We start from the raw sequence: 16,348 nt of genomic DNA, 5'->3' as shown, positions 1-16,348 counted from the left end.
AGAAAACATAGTCCATAGTCTATCACAAAAGAAATGCCCATTCTATAGCTATTTCCCTTTTCCAATTTCTTCTGAAAAATCAACCCTTCCCCGCATTAACGGGCAGTAAGACTCCCCCCTAATAATTAAGCTAATAACCGGATATCCAGTGGGAATCAAACTGCCCATAAAGGCCCGATTCGTTCAACTAATAATCATATTGGAATAAAATCTTCCAATATGATTAAAGTTACACTTCATTGACTTATAATAGTTAATAAAGTAAAATATTAAATATACAAAATTATTAACCTTGTTTTTGTTTGTGTCAGGAGGAAAATAACATGGAATCAGCGATACAACTAGAAAAAAAACAGCAAAGAAAAAAGAAACATCCTCCAGGTTTATACTTACTCTTCTTTACAGAAATGTGGGAAAGATTTAGTTACTATGGATTACGAGGATTATTAACATTATATTTAACGACAGCTTTAGTAAGCGGTGGTCTTGGGTTTAGTCCCGCATGGGCACTCTCCATTTACGGATTTTATACTGGAGCCTGTTATTTCACACCAATGATTGGTGGATACTTAACAGACCGTTTTCTAGGTAGAAGAAAAGCCATCACAATTGGTGGTATAACGATGGCAATCGGTAACCTTACACTATTTGCCTTGCAAAACCAATTAGGCCTATACCTCGGATTAGCGCTTATTATTATCGGTAATGGATTCTTCAAACCGAATATCTCTACACTGGTTGGAGAATTATACGAAGAGAATGATCCAAAACGTGATAGTGCATTTACCATTTTCTACATGGGTATTAACGTCGGGTCATTTTTAGCTCCACTCGTTTGCGGATTTTTATCAGAAAATTTATTCAAAACAACAGTGGATGGCGTTGTTCATTTCGGATTCCGTTACGGTTTCTTAGCCGCTTCAATCGGAATGATCATTGGACAAATTTTATTTACAACACTATCAAATCGCTTCCTTGGTGATATCGGTAAAAAACCAACTCGCGATTTGCAAACAGCTGCTGGACAACCATCAGTAGGAGATACACCGTTAACCAAAAAAGAAAAACAACGTACCGCAGTTATCGTCATTTTAACGTGCTTCGTTGTCTTCTTCTGGGCTGGTTTTGAACAAGCTGGTAGTTCATTAACATTATATACAAACAAATTTGTAGACCGCTCTGTGTTCGGATGGGAAGTTCCAACATCTTGGTTCCAATCGGTCAATCCATTATTTATTATTTTACTTGCTCCAGTCATTTCAGCATTATGGGCAAAACTTGCAACTCGCAAGCGCGGGGATTTAAAAATCCCAACCAAAATGGGACTTGGTATGATCTTACTCGGTATCGGTTATATCATACTTGTTATCGCTACATTAAAAACAGGTAGTGACGAACATAACATTACTGAAAAAGCAAACTTACTATTTATCGTCTTTACGTATCTTTTCCATACGTTAGGTGAGCTATTCTTATCACCTGTCGGACTATCAATGGTTAGTTCTCTCGCTCCAGTAAAACTTGCTTCTTTACTAATGGGTGTATGGCTAGCAAGTTCAGGTATCGCCAACATTTTAGGCGGACAACTTGCAAGCTTCACAACTTCACTTGGATATGCTGAAGTGTTTACTGTTATCGGCGCTGTAGCAATTGTTTTAGGTTGTGTTTTATTATTAATCTCTAAAAAACTAGTAAAATGGATGGATTAAAAAAAGATGAGGAATTTCTCCTCATCTTTTTTATGCCTTCTTACCTTTTTCTATTGCTTGCTCATACAACTCTTTATGTTCTTTATATTCACTTGGTACGAAACTCTTATAGAAGAATGAGAACCAGCTGTCTCCCTTTTTATACCCTTCTTCTCGAATTTCCGCTGCCTTTTTATTCGATTTAAATCCTTCAATAAACCATTTCTTTAAAAATTCATTTCTTTCATACTTAGCAGGAACTTTTAAATCATAGTTTTCAAACGCATACTTATATCCAGCCTTTTCTACTGCCTTTTTTGTAGACTTATAGCCTGTTTCATACGCTGTTTCATATGCCTTCACGTATACATCTTTCTCACTATTTCCAGGATTCTTTTCAGCTAGTTCCTTACCAGCCTTTTCCCCTAGTTCAGCTTGCTCTTTTTCAATTTTTTCTGTTCTCTCTTTATTTCCCACTTGGAAACCTTCTACAAAGATCGGCTTAAACTCTAGAGTAATTTGACTATCGTCCATCGTCTCTTGTGCTAAGCCCTGTTCTCTTCCTCTTTCAAAATGCGTTTTCTTCTGCTCTTCTAAAGACCAAGTAGTAGTATAAGCAGTTGTAAATGCTTGTTTATATGTATCTGATTTTCCAGCTAAATGTACTTGAACATCATTTTTCCCTGCTTTAAAATCAGTCTCTCCATTTTTTTCACCTTCAAGTTGACCTTTCTCCATATCAACTTGGCGCTTTGCTTCCTCTTGCTTACGTGCCTCTTCTGCTTTTCTTTGTTCCTCAGCTACACGTTGTCTCTCTTCTTCAGCTTTACGCTGTGCTTCTACAGCACGTTGTGTTTCAGCTTCAGCATTGCGCTGTGCTTCAGCTTCTACAGCACCATTATTATTTGGGCTAGGAGCTGGACTCGTTACACCACTACTAGGAGCTGGTTTATTGTGATAATGATATTCCCCGTACTGTAATCCCCATTTTTCACAGTTTGTACGACACGTATGTCCACCATTCGCATCTGTACGTCCTGGATGCGCATAAGCTGAAATTGGAGCTACCAATAAAGCTATACTTGTTGTTAAAAGAAGTTTCCTCACCTGTTGTCTCACTCTTGTTCCTCCCAAAATCCAGAATTCTAACTTTATTATACATAAATAGAAGGATTTTTAAATACAAACTAAAATATTCTATTATTTCTCAACAATAGTAAAAAAGAAGGTCAACCCTTTAAAGAGTTGACCTTCTTTTTTATTTCTTCGCCTTTGTTCCTACTAAATCACCAGCTACAACATAACGCTTAGAATTATCTTTTACAGATACACATGTAATAAGCGTTATCTCATCTTTCCCATGATCTTCTACAACTTCCCATTTATCCGGAGTTACTTCAGATACACCAGTAACAGCGTACTCATATTCATTTTCATTATCATATAAATAAATTTTATCGCCTTTTTTCAAAGATGCTATATCACTAAATAAAACACCTTTTTTAGACATGTTATGCCCTGCTAGTGCGTAATTCCCTTTTCCCATTACTTGATTTTCTTTTACTGTCGCTGCACCTGATAACAGGTTTTTCTCAGTAGAAGATTTTAAAACAGGAATTTCTAATGAAACACTTGGAATCGAAATACGACCGATTACTTGTTTTTTATCTAACGATGCATTCGCTACTTCTGCCAAGTCTGGTTGATTAATTTTTGACGCATCTACAAATTCTGTCTCATGCTTTTCATAATCCATCTTTTGAACAGCTTGCACATTTTCAGTCTGTTTCTTTTCAGCCTTATATCCATCATAAAATGGCTTTCCAATTAAAAACCCACCTACAACAAATAGAAGGATTGCTACTATACTATAAATTCTTTGCTTATTCATATACAATTCCTTTCCCTTACAAAATCTTACTCTATATAAAATGATAAAATAATATTGCTATATGTACAAGTATAAGCTGAAAAGAAACCTTCTTGCCGATGCAAGAAGGTTTCTTTTTAAGCAATTTTATTTCGATATAAAGACACGTGAAAAATCGTCATCTGAATAAAGAAGATACTAAATGCAATATATATCGGATATGCAGGAACATATAGAATAACAATTGGAGAAAGAGTTAAAAAACCAACCGCACAAGGCAACACATACCATAATGACATAAATGTAGTACGACAAGCCTTTTCACGCTCATCTTCTTGAGGAAATAATAGTGGAAACATCCAATACGAGAGCTCTTTATATTTTTTCTTTTGAATTTTATAAATAACCGTCGATACAATACCAAATGTTAAAAGTAATCCGAGCGGTATTAAACTTATTGAAACTTCAAATGGTACTCTCTTCGTTTGAATAAAATTAGCGACTTCAATAGTAAAATAATACAACTCAATAAAAGCCCAACCTGCTAATACCATTAAAAGTACATTTAGCATATAAGAAAATACAAGTCTATTCATCCTCTTTCCCCTCCTTATTTAAAACAAACACATCTTCCATCTTTAACTGGAACACATCACAAATCGTAAGTGCCAATAATAACGAAGGAACGTAATCCCCTTTTTCAATTGCAGCAATTGTTTGTCTCGTCACTCCAACCTTTTCTGCTAATACACTTTGCGAAAAATTGAAGCGAGCCCTTAATTCTTTCACTCTATTTAAAATGGTCAATTTTACCACCTCTCACCATTATTGTATGCTATCCTTAACAAAATGTAAACTCAACTTAACATTATTTTTACAAAAAAATCCAACTTTACGTATTGTAAAGTTGGATTACGTGTTAGTTTAAAATTGTAACTTTAACATTTTTTCTGCCCCAATTACTAGATGAAGCTTTATCAGGCATTAAAACATCGATTTTGTGACCTTTAATTGCGCCACCAGTGTCTGCTGCAATTGCTTGTCCATAACCTTCAACATATACAGTAGAACCTAATGGAATAACACTTGGATCTACAGCAATTAATTTCATTCCTGGGTTTGCAGTTAGATTATAGCCTCCCCATGCAGAATAAACTTGTTGTCCTGGCGCATAGCCATTTTCAGCTGGATCTGCTGTATAAGCTGTTGCATGTACATATATTTCTCTTCCACCAGCAGTTGGCTTCGAAGGTTGTGCAGGTTCTACCTTCGAATTATTATTCGCAACAGGTTCAGCTGGTTTATTAGCTTTCTCTTGCTTTTGTTTTTCAGCAATTTCTGCTTGTGCTTTCACTAAAGCTTCTTGCTCAGCCTTTGCAGCCGCTTCTGCTTTCGCACGCTCTTCTGCTGCAATTCTTGCTGCTTCTTGCTCACGAGCAATCGTTTCTTGTACTGCCTTCATATTTGACTCAATTTTAGCTTTTTCTTCTGCTGCTAAATTAAGTTGGCTTGCAATCTGGTTATATTTAGCTTGAACTGCTTGTAAGTTATCTTGACGCTTTTTCAAGTTATCCTGCAAATCAGCTTGCGCTTTTGCTAATTTTTGTTTGTCTACTACTAAAGATGCTTCTTTTTCGTCAATTGTTTTCTTATCTTCTTCAATTTGACGAAGATCTTGTTCTTGTAGACGTAAAATTTCTTTATCAGCTTCTAAAATAGTAGAAACTGCATTCATACGTTGTAAGAAATCTGCAAAGTTTTTTGACTCTACAACAACTTCTACTACTAAACTTGTATTTGAACTGTTTTGAACAGAAACCATACGTTTTCTCATAATATCCTTACGAGCAAGGACTTTATCCTCTAAAACGACAATTTCATTCTTTTTTTGCTCAATCTGCTTATGCGTTTCATCGATTTTACGTTGAATAGCAGCTTGATCCTCTTTATTTTTTGCAATTGTATTATTTAAGTTATGTAGTTCGTTTTCAATACCTTGAATCTCTTTACTAACAGCTTGCTTCTCTTGCTCTTTCTTCTGCATATCTGCATCGTTTTGCTGCAATTGCTGTTGCATGTTGTTAAGTTTCTCGTCGTTTGACTCTGCTTTTACAGCGACTGTACTAGAAAGACCGATAATTCCTGCTAATACTAGACTACTGATTCGCTTAAAATAGTTCATAATCCGACTCCCTTCTTATACAGTTATACATGATTTATTTTACAGTTTGTTTACAATACTATTAAATACAGTTTATTTTTCATGACAAAAAATAGGGAATTATAAATAAACTGTAATAGATTCTTAAATATTTAACAATTCCTATATTTAAAAATTATAAAAGATGCTAAAATCCAAATATAGAGAAAATATAACTTCCAAAGGCGGTTGAAATAAATACATGTTTACTCAAAAGAAATCACTCCAACATAAAATTGATCAATTAGAAGATCGTATAAAAGAATTAGAGGCTGAATTAAAACAAAAAGACATTGAAAAACAAAATATGATTTCTTCTATCCATGACCGTGTGCAAAACGTCATTCAAGAGCATCAACTTGTAAATAACCAGCACCATACACTCCAAAATTTAATTCAGCAATTAAACTCGTGTTTTGAAAATGTTTCAACACGTACAACAAATTCTAATGAATTAAATAGTGAAATGTTACAAAAAGAACAAAGCTTAATTCAGTCTATTGAAGAGATTATTGACTGCTCTAATGAAGGAAAAGAATCTGTTCACCGTTTACTTATTGTAATTAATAAATTAGGTGAACAATCTCAGCGCACATCTAACAGTATGAATCATTTAAGTGAACGCTCAAAAGAAATCGAGCAAATTGTAGAAGTCATTCAAAACATTGCAGCACAAACAAATTTACTTGCGCTAAACGCAAGTATTGAAGCTGCACGTGCTGGAGAGCACGGTAAAGGTTTCGCAGTTGTTGCCAATGAAGTAAGAAAACTAGCAGAAAGTACGGCAGAGAGTACAAAAAATATCGGCAACTTAACGAAAAAAATTCAAGAAGAAATTGAAAAAGCATACGAAAATACAAAAGATAATTTACATTTAGTTGATGAAGGTGTAGAAATGAGTGCCGATACAAACGCTAGAATCGAAAATATTTTAATTATGATTCAAACGTTACAAAATGGTGCTACAAACGTTATTCAAGCAATTGAAAACCAAAAATCTTGTAATGATGATATATTAAGAGAATTTGCAAACACTCAACAAATGTTCCAAAAATTAAATACTACTATTATGAACCATATTCATGATGCTGAAAAAGTCGATGTTCAATTGACTAATGGTCTTCAAGAAACAGTATCTTCTCATTAACAATAAAAACCCCTTATATCGCTATAAGGGGTTTTTATTATATTTCGAATATTTATTTCTTCTCAATCTTCATCTATATCTTTGTTATAATGGAAAAGTTGTTTCTTTAAATTAATTTACAAGGAGGATGTTATGGAACAATTTTACTACATTTTAAAATACTTAATTCTTGGTCTGTTCCAAGGACTAACAGAACCAATTCCGATTTCTTCAAGTGGTCACCTCGTTTTAGCACAACATTTGCTAGGACTAAAAATAGAAGGATTTAGCTTTGAACTACTTGTTAATTCAGCTTCATTACTAGCTGTATTACTTATTTATAGAAATGATTTAATTCGTCTAACAAAGAATGGTCTATCTTATATATTTACAAGAGCAGAAGATGCAAAATCAGATTTCTTCTTCATTATTTACCTTGTCATTGCAACTATTCCAGCAGGTGTAATTGGCGTTTTATTTAAAGATTATATCGACCAGTACTTAAAAGGCGTGAAAATGGTTGGGATTTCCCTTCTTATTACCGCTGTCGGTCTTTGGATTATTAGAAACTTACGCGGGCGTAAAAATGATGGTGACCTTTCTATGAAAGATGCAATCATTATCGGATTAGCTCAAGCTTGTGCACTTATCCCTGGAATTAGCCGATCTGGCGCTACAATTGTAGCAGCGATGTTACTCGGTATGAAGCAAGAGACCGCTCTTCGCTTCTCATTCTTACTATATATTCCTGTTAGCTTAGGTGGGTTATTGCTAAGTATTACAGATATTGCTAAAGATCCTAATTTAGACACATTATTTGTACCATATATCGTTGCGTTTATAGCAACATTTATCATGACATATATTTCATTAAAATGGTTTATGAACATTATGGCAAAAGGAAATTTAAAATATTTCTCTTTCTATTGTATTATCGTAGGAGTACTTACTATCATTTTCTTATAAAGTAAACTTACAAATTTAAAGCGAGTCATTCTACTACACTAAGATGGCTCGCTTTTTTATACTTCTATTAAGTTGAAGTGCCTTATTTACTTTAAATTTTCAGAATAGTATAATATTAATTATGTTCCTACTAATAAAAATCCGTCTTCTTTACTACTATTATAAAAGAGGTGTTCCTATGTTTATTGTTACTAAACTAATTCATATTAAATATGGCTATGAGAATGATTTACTATATTCACTTAAACAACATTATCCATCAACTGGAAAAAATGGTTTTATTAACATAGAATTTTCACATATGCATCGTACAGATGATGGAGCAAAATATATGGTCCGTATGTTATGGAAAACACAACAAGATTACCATGCGTGGCTTTCTCAAAGAAACGAAAATGAAACTTGGAAGCACAAAATGCAAAACTATATCCTTTCTTCCACATCCAATGCTACTTATATGCATTAAACTTCACTCGATATTCCTAAGGAGCTTTTCCTAATATAAAATGATAAAACCCTCTTACCTTTTCTCATCCAGTAAGAGGGCTTCCCTTATTTATAAACTTTCTTTTCTTGACAATACAAACGAATAACATGTTTATTTTGTTGAAATACATCATGCGTTAGGCGGATAATAATAAAATTTCGTTTTGTTTGATCATCATGAACAAAAACCTGTTCTCCCTCTTGAAAACGCCACACACTTTCAAAAGTTGTAATATGATCCCCACTTACAGAAAAAAGCTCATATCGCATATCTTGTACCCTCTCTCAACTTATAATAATCACAATATCCTTATATTAAATTTAGTATAACTTAATTCCATTAAAATTTATAATTTTTTCTATTTCAAAATATTTTAATTTTGTTTTAAGGTTCTTTTAACGTTATAATGATAAACGAATTTTCATTGAAAGGAGCCTCATTTTGACTGCATATTTATTTCCAGTAAAAACAGCATTTATTTTATTTCCTTTTTTAGCAATGTTTCTCTTAATACCTTTTTTAATATTTAACTACCGAAAGTATGGTTATTTAAATAAATGGCGTTCATTTATTTTGTACTCATTATTACTTTACTTATTAAATGCCTATTTTCTTGTGATTTTGCCGTTACCACAAACATATGATACTTGTAGCCTACAACCGGCTAATACGCAGCACATGCAACTATCACCATTTTATTTCATACAAGAAATTAGTAATCATACTTCGGCAATTTTAACGAAACCAGCTACTTATTTCTATCTATTAAAAGAATCTGCGTTCTTACAAGTAGCATTTAACGTTCTATTAACCGTTCCATTCGGTGTTTATTTACGTTATTATTTCCGACGTAGTTTCTTACAAACAGTTTGTATTTCTTTTTGTCTTTCACTATTTTTCGAACTGACACAGGTAACTGGACTATACGGTATATACAATTGTGCATATCGCTTATTCGATATCGATGATCTATTTTTAAACACATTAGGCGGCGTAATTGGTTTTATCATTGCACCAATATTTACGTACTTCCTTCCGAAAACAAGCGAATTAGATAGTCATATTGATTTAGAAACGAAACCAGTTGGATTCGTTCGTCGTCTTATCGCTATGCAAATTGATTGGCTGTTCTTATCTATCGTCGTTCCTGTCATTAAAAATAAAGGAAACTCTCTATTTATTTCTAATATCCAATCTTACACAAATGTATACGAACTCCTTTTCATTACATGTTCAATCTTTATTTACTTTATTATCATTCCATACTTTACAAATGGAAGAACGATAGGAAAAGCGTTGCTTCGTATTTACATTAAAGGAAAATCAGATCGTATTACGATGAAGGAACTATTCATCCGTTACGGTATATTCTATTTCGTTTTAGGTGGAATCAATTATATTCTTTCTAGTAGCTCTATCTTAAATTTTACAGAGCCTTTAGTATTACTAGTTATACTGTTATTCCAATTCGTAATTAACGGCATATTTATTATTCATGTTTTCTTACATGTATTTAGCCGTGATAAGTTACTATTCTACGAGCATATTAGTCAAACAAGAAATGCGATTATACTAAAAAAAGCTGACAAGTAATATTTTGTCAGCTTTTTTTCATAATCGTAAATAACTTTTCTGTATAAGGGTTTAAAAACATTCCTGTTTCATCTAGCGACTTCCTCATTTTTAGAAACGAATGCAATTCTGGATATATGTTTTGTAGCTTTTCGTATGTTAACGTATGCATTTTCCCCCAATGTGGACGACCTTCATATTTCAGAAAAATTTTCTCCACTTCACCAAAATAAGCGGCATACTTCATACCTTTATACATATGAACGGCGATATATGCCGAGTCCCTTCCATACGCTGGACTAAGCCATATATCATCACCTTTCACGTAGCGACATTCAATCGGGAAGTGCACCTTATACTTTTTCTTTTCAATAAGACTTGAAATTTCTTCTACAACAGCTCTCATATGCTTTGAAGGGACACTGTACTCCATTTCATAAAATGGAACCGTACGTGATGTAGCGAACACTTCATAGCTTGGGCCAATTATTTTTGTGTTTGGTGCAGCCTTAGCTGATAATCGACTTACTCCTTTACTTATGGAAGGAAACCATTTGCACCCTTTAGATAACAAAGAGAACATCCTATTTTCAAGTAACTCCACCTTTAGTTTATGCCATTTTAAATCAGTTCCTTTACTCGTTGTTTCATTTGTAAACTTCACCTGTACTTCATTTGAATAAGGAAAAACAAAAAACTCAAAATGACGATTCTTCTTATATTCTTCTAGCTTGTTCATTACAGTAGATAGTGACTGTTTTTCGCTTTCATAAACGAGCGAATATGATGGGATAATCTTTAATTTTATCTTTACGATGATACCTAGCATTCCAAGCGATAACTGAAATGCTTTCCAATATTCGAAGTTCTCGGTTTCTGAACAAACTATACTCTCACCTGTTGATAAAACTGTCGTAATCTCTATAACTTGTGTTGATAAACTCCCAAAGTTAACACCCGTCCCATGCGTCCCCGTACTAATTGCTCCTGCAATAGATTGTGAATCAATATCCCCTAAATTTTCTTGTGCATAACCTTTTTCTTCAAGTAACTTCCCTAGGTCATGTAGCTTTGTTCCTGCCCATACTTCGGCAACCATCTTCTCCGCATCAATATTCACAATGCCCTTCAATTCGTCTAAAGAAACTAAAATTTCTTCTGTTTGCACGAGAGGCGTAAACGAATGCCCTGAACCGACAACACGAATTTTCTTCCCTTTTTTTTGTGCAAGCTCTACAACTTCTACTACATCTTGTATAGTTTCTGGATACATCGTATAATGCGGCGTTCCTTCTACATTCCCTGTCCAATTTCTCCATTTTTTCCCCTCTATAGAAAGCATTGGCCATCCCCCCGATATGTTGAATACTCCCCAATAATCTTCCCTTGTTTCACACGATACAGAATTGGAAAACGCTCACATAATTCTCCAGCTTTACTATGACGAAACAATATAGAATCTCCTATATTCACTCGCTCCTCACCGTTATAATGAACGGGAGTTTGTACTTCACCAGCACCTTCTAAATCTAATAGTTTTGCACCATCTGGTCTCCAAACCTCAGGCTCTTTATCTTTACCAACTGCGCCTGAAGCAATATATCCACCACCTAGGCAAGTATAGATAAACGGAGCTGGTTTACGTACAACTGGTAAAGCAAATCCGACAGCTGGATGAAATTGTACTTCTTTATAATAGTCAAACAGTCTAGGGGCATAAAAAGCAGAACCTACTGTAATCTCTGAAACTGAGTTATCTTGCTCAGTTGTTTTTATACTTCCTGTTCCACCCCCATTTACAAACCTAAGTTCAATACCAAGGTTTTGTATTTCTTTCACGATACGTCCTCTTCTTTCTTTAACTTCTAACACTGATTTCTTCTTTAAATAAGAAATTACTTTACTTTTTATCCATTGATTCGGTATATAATCTCCAACCCCAGCAATTTGAGCTTCATATCCCATTACACCATCTAGTATTAAAAATGATGAGTCCTTCACTTTTTCTACTATTTCCAGAGCGCTCCGCACATCTTTTACCGGGGATCTTTTTACACCAAAATGAAATTGAAAAAAACGGCTACTCATATCAATATCCAAACAAACACGAAAACACCCTTTAGACTTCTCAGCAATTTTTTCTAAATAAACAATATGGTCTTCACAGTCCACCATACAAGTTATAATAAGCCCTTTCTTTGTTAGCAAACTAATTTCATATAAAGCCCTGTCATCATAAGCTGGATATCCTAATAATAAATCATTAAATCCTTGTTCAATTAAAAACAAAGCCTCTCTAGGTGAAAAACACATAATACCTTGAAATCGGTTGTTTGCAGCTAAAATCCGTTTCATAATTGGAACGGATCGTAATGATTTACTCGCTATTCGAATCTTTTTATCGCCACTTAGTTCAATAACCGATTGAATATTTCTTTCTAAAGCTACTTCATCTAAAAATGCACACGGTAATGGAACTTCTTTAAAAATTCCTCGATCCACATTTTTCGCTCCTCTTCTATATATGTCTTATACATATTGGAAAGAAAGAGTGATTTTCCTGTTTGCAAATAAAAAAAGTTTCTTCTTTACGAAGAAACTTTTTTGACTACTTCATAGAAATAGTAGCCTCTACTGGATAATGATCAGAGTAATCATTATACGTATATTTTTTAAACCATGATGTAACAGTCCATTGTGGAGATTTCGGCTGTAACACTTTATTTTCTATATGCGATGGGTTTGCATGATCTTTACTTGCAATAATATAATCTAAATGCTCGGCAGGGCTATCGGGGAAATTGTATTTCGCAATACTGTTTGTCGTCGCATCCCAAGTCGCTGTATGTCCAGTATAAGATGGAATAGAAGCATGTAATGTTTTAAACATAGATGCATACTCTGAATCACTATTATTCTCAGCGTTTATTTTATTTACGTTCATATCTCCACCAATTAACACATACTCGTTATTTGGTATATTTTTATTTTTAATAAAATCTTGAATTTCTTGTAGCTGTTTTGTACGTACAGATGCAGGTGAAGTTTTTCCACACATACTATCTTCAGCTTGTAAATGAGTCCCAATTACATGAACAAAACTATCATTTTTCTTAATTTTCGTGTATACAAATCCTTTATTTGATAAATTATCTGGTCCGCAGCCTTTTTCGAATACATATTGAATTTTTTCAACGATTGGCCATTTACTCACAATCGCAACGCCCCCATCTTCAGGAGTCGAAGATGAATAGTTCCCTAATGTTTTATCCCATTCGTTTCCACTACTACGACCTAATACCGCCGTTTGATTTGGATATTCTCTCTTCAAATTTCCTAACAAACGATCTGAGGCGCTATTATCAAACACTTCATTTAATATAACAACGTCCTGATTCTTTATATAATCTGCCGCTCCAATTAAATCAGCACGCTCACTTTGTCCCCAATTCGGATATAAGTTTGTTGATAGCATGTACACGTTATGCGTCATTACTTTTAATGTATTATTTTGATTTGTAGGCGTTTCTGCTTGAGCTGAAGATCCACTATATAAAGCTCCTAAACCAATTCCAAAGCTAAGTACACCTTTTAGCAATTTACTTTTCACGTTTCATACCTCCATGTGTGTAGTGATAAAAAGGCCAAATACTCTATTCTGAGATTTGACCTTTTTTAAATACTTAACGATTTCCGTACGTATCAAACCAAAGCTGGATGTATCCAGCAGTAACACGTTGTGCATCCATTAAACGCTTACCTGTCATTGGTGTAACTTCAGCGCGCCATTTATCTGCATAATCTTGCGATACAGCAGCTCTCACGAACCAATCTTTCGTATTATCATTTACAATGCCAGCGTAATCCTGTTTCGCAACTACTGCCGCTCCATGAATCCAATCTTCTGGATTTGTACCTTTCCAGTTCCAATATCCATTTCCATCCGTTACTTTGTAATTATCTTTTATCGTATCTACAAAGTTTTCATATTTAGAATGGAACCCTTGTGGATACGAAAGATTTGTAAAGTTTGCCGCATGCATCGGTTGGTTTACATCCCCTAAATAATGAAGTGATAATCCTAAATAGAAGAATGCTTGTTTCATATCTTTATTTTTGTATGACTCACCAGCTAATTTAAAATATTTAGCTCCAGTTTCCTTCGCCTGCTTTGCATATGGAATATACGTTTTCCCGTTATCAGGGTCATAGAAGTGTGAAGCAAATGTGCTATTATCATAATAAGGATTTTCATAGTCAGCAGCATAAATACCATTCTCTAACTCCGTACGCCATTCATTTAATAGTGCAACTCGCTCTTGTTTTACAAGTGTTGTATTACGAGACATAATATCCATTGCACGGTTTACAATCCATAAATGAGAGTTTACGCCTTCTTTATGTTTATCTTCAGCAGACCAGCGCGGAATAACGCCTACTCTCTGTCCTCCATCGTTTTCATGAGCAAACGCAACACTTTGTAACGGTGCTACTAACGTAATAGCTGCTGCTAAAGCAAGAACTTTCTTTTTCATCTGAAATCCTCCATTTTATAATTGAATTATTGTAAACATTTTGCTAGGATCCTATGATGTCGTCTGGTTAACCTATGACTAGAATATCCCACCTTTCATAAAATTTCTATTACTAAATTAAAATATGCAAATGTTCATATCATTATAACTTTATACATAGTGAATATAATGAATGAATGCACTTACATTGTAATAAAGTATTGTTAAGCTACTGCAAATACTTGTCTAAACTAATGTAAAAAAAGAGTAAAGCAATTACATGCTTTACTCTTTTTTTCTATTCGATAATATACTTGGTAGTTGCACATTAACCGCCAACTTATGAATAAATCCAAACACTAATCCAATCCCGATAAATATGTATAGTATCGTAAATATCTTTCCAAAATCAGTTTGAGGACTAAAATCTTTATCGCCTACAGTTGTCAGTGTCACAACACTAAAATATAAAGCATCAAGGATACGTAATCCCTCCACTGTGCTATAAAAGATTGTACCCGATATTAAAGTCAAAATTGTTAATACGAATAAAACTTGAAATTCTTTATCCTTCCACGCTCGTAAACAGGCTCTTAGCATACGTTTCAATGTTAAAAAAAATGAAAGCATTCAACTTTCCCTCCCAACCAAAAGTACATTTAGTCAAAGGAAAGTCTATCACCTTTCCGTATAGAAAAAAAGTAGCCTTCTTCTATTTCTAGAAAAGGACTACTTTTTTCAATTCTTTATTATTTGGGTGAAACAAGAATTTTCACTTGTGTTTTATCTTTTACAAGTGCTTCAAATCCTTCTTCAACAACTTGATCCACTGTAATTTTTTTCGTAATTAATTTCTCTGCTTGAATTTGACCAGAGCTAATTAATTTAATAACAGATGGGAAGATGTGACGGTATCCAAGAATACCGATAACTTCTTTTTCTTTTAATACAAGGTTGTTCGGAGTAATTGTTGCATCTTTTTCCCATACGCTAACAATTACTGTTTGTCCTTCGAAACTTGTACTTTCAATTGCTTGACGTAGTACAACTTCAACACCTGTTACTTCGAAGCTAACATTTACACCTAAACCGTTTGTTAAGTTACGAATTTCTGCTAATACATCTTGAGTTGCTGGATTTAATACGTAATCCGCACCTGCTAATTTTGCTAACTCTTGACGTTCTTTAGAAAGTTCAACTGCGATAACAGGAGTTGCTCCTGCTGCTTTAGCTGCTTGGATAACAAGAAGTCCAATTGGACCACAACCAAATACTGCTACAGCTTCCCCTTCTTTTAATTTACTTTGACGTACTGCATGAACTGCTACTGCTGCTGGTTCTACAAGTGCACCTTGTTCATACGTCATTTCATCTGGAATATGATGAACCATATCTTCTGGTACTACTGTATATTCAGAGAAGCCACCGCCGTCTCCACCAAGACCGTGGAAAACAAGCTGTTCACAAACATTGTAATGTCCATGTTTACAAGCTTCACATTTACCACAAGAATAAATTGGTTCTACAACAACGCGGTCTCCCACTTTATGAGATGTAACACCTTCACCAATTTCAACTACCTCACCACTAAATTCATGACCTAAAATAACCGGTGCTTTTACATGTGTTAATGGGTGCTCTTCTGTCGGAATAAAAATTGGCCCTGCTAAATATTCATGCAAGTCTGTCCCGCAAATACCACACCATTTAACTTTAATTTTTACTGCTCCTGGTCGTACAGTTGGTTCTGGTACTTCTTCTACTCGTACATCACGTTGATTATGCCAAAGTAATGCTTTCATTTTAAACATCCCTCTCTATGTATATACTTAACCTGGTGAAGTTTACAAATCTATTATAATACTTCTATCCATATATTTCAAAAAAACAATCTCATTTCCACTAAATTTTAACAAATAACGTTC

Annotated in this window: 17 protein-coding genes; 5 read left to right on the top strand and 12 right to left on the bottom strand. The window is 34.2% G+C overall.

The genetic code is table 11. The features are described from left to right. Nucleotides 1–323: 323 nt before the first annotated feature. Nucleotides 324–1,709, top strand: a complete 1,386-nt coding sequence (locus JDS81_RS25040) for a peptide MFS transporter (protein ID WP_000443137.1) — start codon at nucleotides 324–326, stop codon at nucleotides 1,707–1,709. A gap of 30 nt (nucleotides 1,710–1,739) precedes the next feature. Here JDS81_RS25040 and JDS81_RS25035 read toward each other — a convergent pair whose 3' ends face one another. The 5 genes from JDS81_RS25035 to JDS81_RS25015 form a co-directional block, all read right to left on the bottom strand. Further along, nucleotides 1,740–2,807, bottom strand: a complete 1,068-nt coding sequence (locus tag JDS81_RS25035; RefSeq protein ID WP_097954900.1) for a YHYH domain-containing protein — start codon at nucleotides 2,805–2,807, stop codon at nucleotides 1,740–1,742. Between the two features lie 139 nt (nucleotides 2,808–2,946). Further along, entirely contained in the window at nucleotides 2,947–3,579 is a 633-nt protein-coding gene (locus JDS81_RS25030; protein WP_001041710.1) for a class A sortase, read from the bottom strand. A 116-nt stretch (nucleotides 3,580–3,695) separates the two neighbouring features. Next, the gene (locus tag JDS81_RS25025) at nucleotides 3,696–4,154 is read right to left on the bottom strand and encodes a DUF2178 domain-containing protein (protein WP_097954899.1); all 459 of its coding nucleotides are present in this window, start codon (nucleotides 4,152–4,154) and stop codon (nucleotides 3,696–3,698) included. Beyond that, nucleotides 4,147–4,365: a helix-turn-helix transcriptional regulator gene (locus JDS81_RS25020; protein ID WP_000154014.1), complete on the bottom strand. Its 219-nt coding sequence runs from the start codon at nucleotides 4,363–4,365 to the stop codon at nucleotides 4,147–4,149. Before JDS81_RS25020 ends, JDS81_RS25025 begins: the two co-directional genes overlap by 8 nt. A 112-nt stretch (nucleotides 4,366–4,477) precedes the next feature. Next, complete coding sequence (locus JDS81_RS25015) at nucleotides 4,478–5,740, bottom strand: 3D domain-containing protein (RefSeq protein WP_001105796.1); 1,263 nt, start codon at nucleotides 5,738–5,740, stop codon at nucleotides 4,478–4,480. 220 nt (nucleotides 5,741–5,960) lie between these two features. Here JDS81_RS25015 and JDS81_RS25010 point away from each other — a divergent pair, with 220 nt between their 5' ends. The 3 genes from JDS81_RS25010 to JDS81_RS25000 all read left to right on the top strand — a co-directional run bounded on the left by JDS81_RS25010 (nucleotide 5,961) and on the right by JDS81_RS25000 (nucleotide 8,316). Then, on the top strand, nucleotides 5,961–6,905 hold the full coding sequence (locus JDS81_RS25010) for a methyl-accepting chemotaxis protein (RefSeq protein WP_000495004.1): 945 nt from the start codon (nucleotides 5,961–5,963) through the stop codon (nucleotides 6,903–6,905). Between the two features lie 132 nt (nucleotides 6,906–7,037). Then, a complete protein-coding gene (locus JDS81_RS25005) occupies nucleotides 7,038–7,850 on the top strand; it encodes an undecaprenyl-diphosphate phosphatase (RefSeq protein ID WP_000434781.1) in 813 nt (270 codons plus the stop codon). A gap of 178 nt (nucleotides 7,851–8,028) precedes the next feature. Next, nucleotides 8,029–8,316, top strand: coding sequence for an antibiotic biosynthesis monooxygenase (locus JDS81_RS25000; protein ID WP_097954898.1), 288 nt, complete (start codon nucleotides 8,029–8,031; stop codon nucleotides 8,314–8,316). A gap of 86 nt (nucleotides 8,317–8,402) precedes the next feature. Here JDS81_RS25000 and JDS81_RS24995 read toward each other — a convergent pair whose 3' ends face one another. Continuing rightward, nucleotides 8,403–8,606: a hypothetical protein gene (locus tag JDS81_RS24995; RefSeq protein WP_001268335.1), complete on the bottom strand. Its 204-nt coding sequence runs from the start codon at nucleotides 8,604–8,606 to the stop codon at nucleotides 8,403–8,405. Between the two features lie 172 nt (nucleotides 8,607–8,778). Between JDS81_RS24995 and JDS81_RS24990 the strand changes: the two genes are divergently transcribed. Further along, nucleotides 8,779–9,930: a VanZ family protein gene (locus JDS81_RS24990; protein ID WP_000128033.1), complete on the top strand. Its 1,152-nt coding sequence runs from the start codon at nucleotides 8,779–8,781 to the stop codon at nucleotides 9,928–9,930. Between the two features lie 7 nt (nucleotides 9,931–9,937). On the opposite strand, the gene JDS81_RS24985 is transcribed toward JDS81_RS24990, so the two are convergent. The 6 genes from JDS81_RS24985 to bdhA all read right to left on the bottom strand — a co-directional run bounded on the left by JDS81_RS24985 (nucleotide 9,938) and on the right by bdhA (nucleotide 16,225). Continuing rightward, nucleotides 9,938–11,251: a D-arabinono-1,4-lactone oxidase gene (locus tag JDS81_RS24985; RefSeq protein WP_097954897.1), complete on the bottom strand. Its 1,314-nt coding sequence runs from the start codon at nucleotides 11,249–11,251 to the stop codon at nucleotides 9,938–9,940. Then, the gene (locus JDS81_RS24980) at nucleotides 11,239–12,411 is read right to left on the bottom strand and encodes an amino acid deaminase/aldolase (protein WP_097954896.1); all 1,173 of its coding nucleotides are present in this window, start codon (nucleotides 12,409–12,411) and stop codon (nucleotides 11,239–11,241) included. Before JDS81_RS24980 ends, JDS81_RS24985 begins: the two co-directional genes overlap by 13 nt. A gap of 106 nt (nucleotides 12,412–12,517) precedes the next feature. Next, a complete protein-coding gene (sph, locus tag JDS81_RS24975) occupies nucleotides 12,518–13,519 on the bottom strand; it encodes a sphingomyelinase C (RefSeq protein ID WP_097954895.1) in 1,002 nt (333 codons plus the stop codon). A 73-nt stretch (nucleotides 13,520–13,592) separates the two neighbouring features. Next, nucleotides 13,593–14,444 carry a phospholipase CerA gene (gene cerA / locus JDS81_RS24970; protein WP_000731003.1) on the bottom strand — a complete coding sequence of 284 codons (852 nt, stop codon included), beginning with the start codon at nucleotides 14,442–14,444 and terminating at the stop codon, nucleotides 13,593–13,595. A 264-nt stretch (nucleotides 14,445–14,708) separates the two neighbouring features. Next, nucleotides 14,709–15,053: a potassium channel family protein gene (locus JDS81_RS24965; RefSeq protein ID WP_000947913.1), complete on the bottom strand. Its 345-nt coding sequence runs from the start codon at nucleotides 15,051–15,053 to the stop codon at nucleotides 14,709–14,711. Nucleotides 15,054–15,172: 119 nt separating this feature from the next. Next, nucleotides 15,173–16,225 carry a (R,R)-butanediol dehydrogenase gene (gene bdhA, locus JDS81_RS24960; RefSeq protein ID WP_000645833.1) on the bottom strand — a complete coding sequence of 351 codons (1,053 nt, stop codon included), beginning with the start codon at nucleotides 16,223–16,225 and terminating at the stop codon, nucleotides 15,173–15,175. Nucleotides 16,226–16,348 lie beyond the last annotated feature (123 nt).

Origin of the sequence: Bacillus cereus group sp. N31 (genome assembly GCF_016483245.1) — a bacterium.
Taxonomy (GTDB): domain Bacteria; phylum Bacillota; class Bacilli; order Bacillales; family Bacillaceae_G; genus Bacillus_A; species Bacillus_A toyonensis.
This window is presented reverse-complemented; position numbering and strand designations above follow the sequence as displayed.

What these genes read in the sequence shown, in the direction of transcription:
- JDS81_RS25010 (WP_000495004.1), top strand. Translation starts at nt 5,961, where the DNA reads ATGTTTACTCAAAAGAAATCACTCCAACATAAAATTGATCAATTAGAA.
- JDS81_RS25015 (WP_001105796.1), bottom strand. Translation starts at nt 5,740, where the DNA reads ATGAACTATTTTAAGCGAATCAGTAGTCTAGTATTAGCAGGAATTATC.
- JDS81_RS25040 (WP_000443137.1), top strand. Translation starts at nt 324, where the DNA reads ATGGAATCAGCGATACAACTAGAAAAAAAACAGCAAAGAAAAAAGAAA.
- bdhA (WP_000645833.1), bottom strand. Translation starts at nt 16,225, where the DNA reads ATGAAAGCATTACTTTGGCATAATCAACGTGATGTACGAGTAGAAGAA.
- JDS81_RS25000 (WP_097954898.1), top strand. Translation starts at nt 8,029, where the DNA reads ATGTTTATTGTTACTAAACTAATTCATATTAAATATGGCTATGAGAAT.
- JDS81_RS25030 (WP_001041710.1), bottom strand. Translation starts at nt 3,579, where the DNA reads ATGAATAAGCAAAGAATTTATAGTATAGTAGCAATCCTTCTATTTGTT.
- JDS81_RS24965 (WP_000947913.1), bottom strand. Translation starts at nt 15,053, where the DNA reads ATGCTTTCATTTTTTTTAACATTGAAACGTATGCTAAGAGCCTGTTTA.
- JDS81_RS25025 (WP_097954899.1), bottom strand. Translation starts at nt 4,154, where the DNA reads ATGAATAGACTTGTATTTTCTTATATGCTAAATGTACTTTTAATGGTA.
- cerA (WP_000731003.1), bottom strand. Translation starts at nt 14,444, where the DNA reads ATGAAAAAGAAAGTTCTTGCTTTAGCAGCAGCTATTACGTTAGTAGCA.
- JDS81_RS24995 (WP_001268335.1), bottom strand. Translation starts at nt 8,606, where the DNA reads ATGCGATATGAGCTTTTTTCTGTAAGTGGGGATCATATTACAACTTTT.
- JDS81_RS24985 (WP_097954897.1), bottom strand. Translation starts at nt 11,251, where the DNA reads ATGCTTTCTATAGAGGGGAAAAAATGGAGAAATTGGACAGGGAATGTA.
- JDS81_RS25005 (WP_000434781.1), top strand. Translation starts at nt 7,038, where the DNA reads ATGGAACAATTTTACTACATTTTAAAATACTTAATTCTTGGTCTGTTC.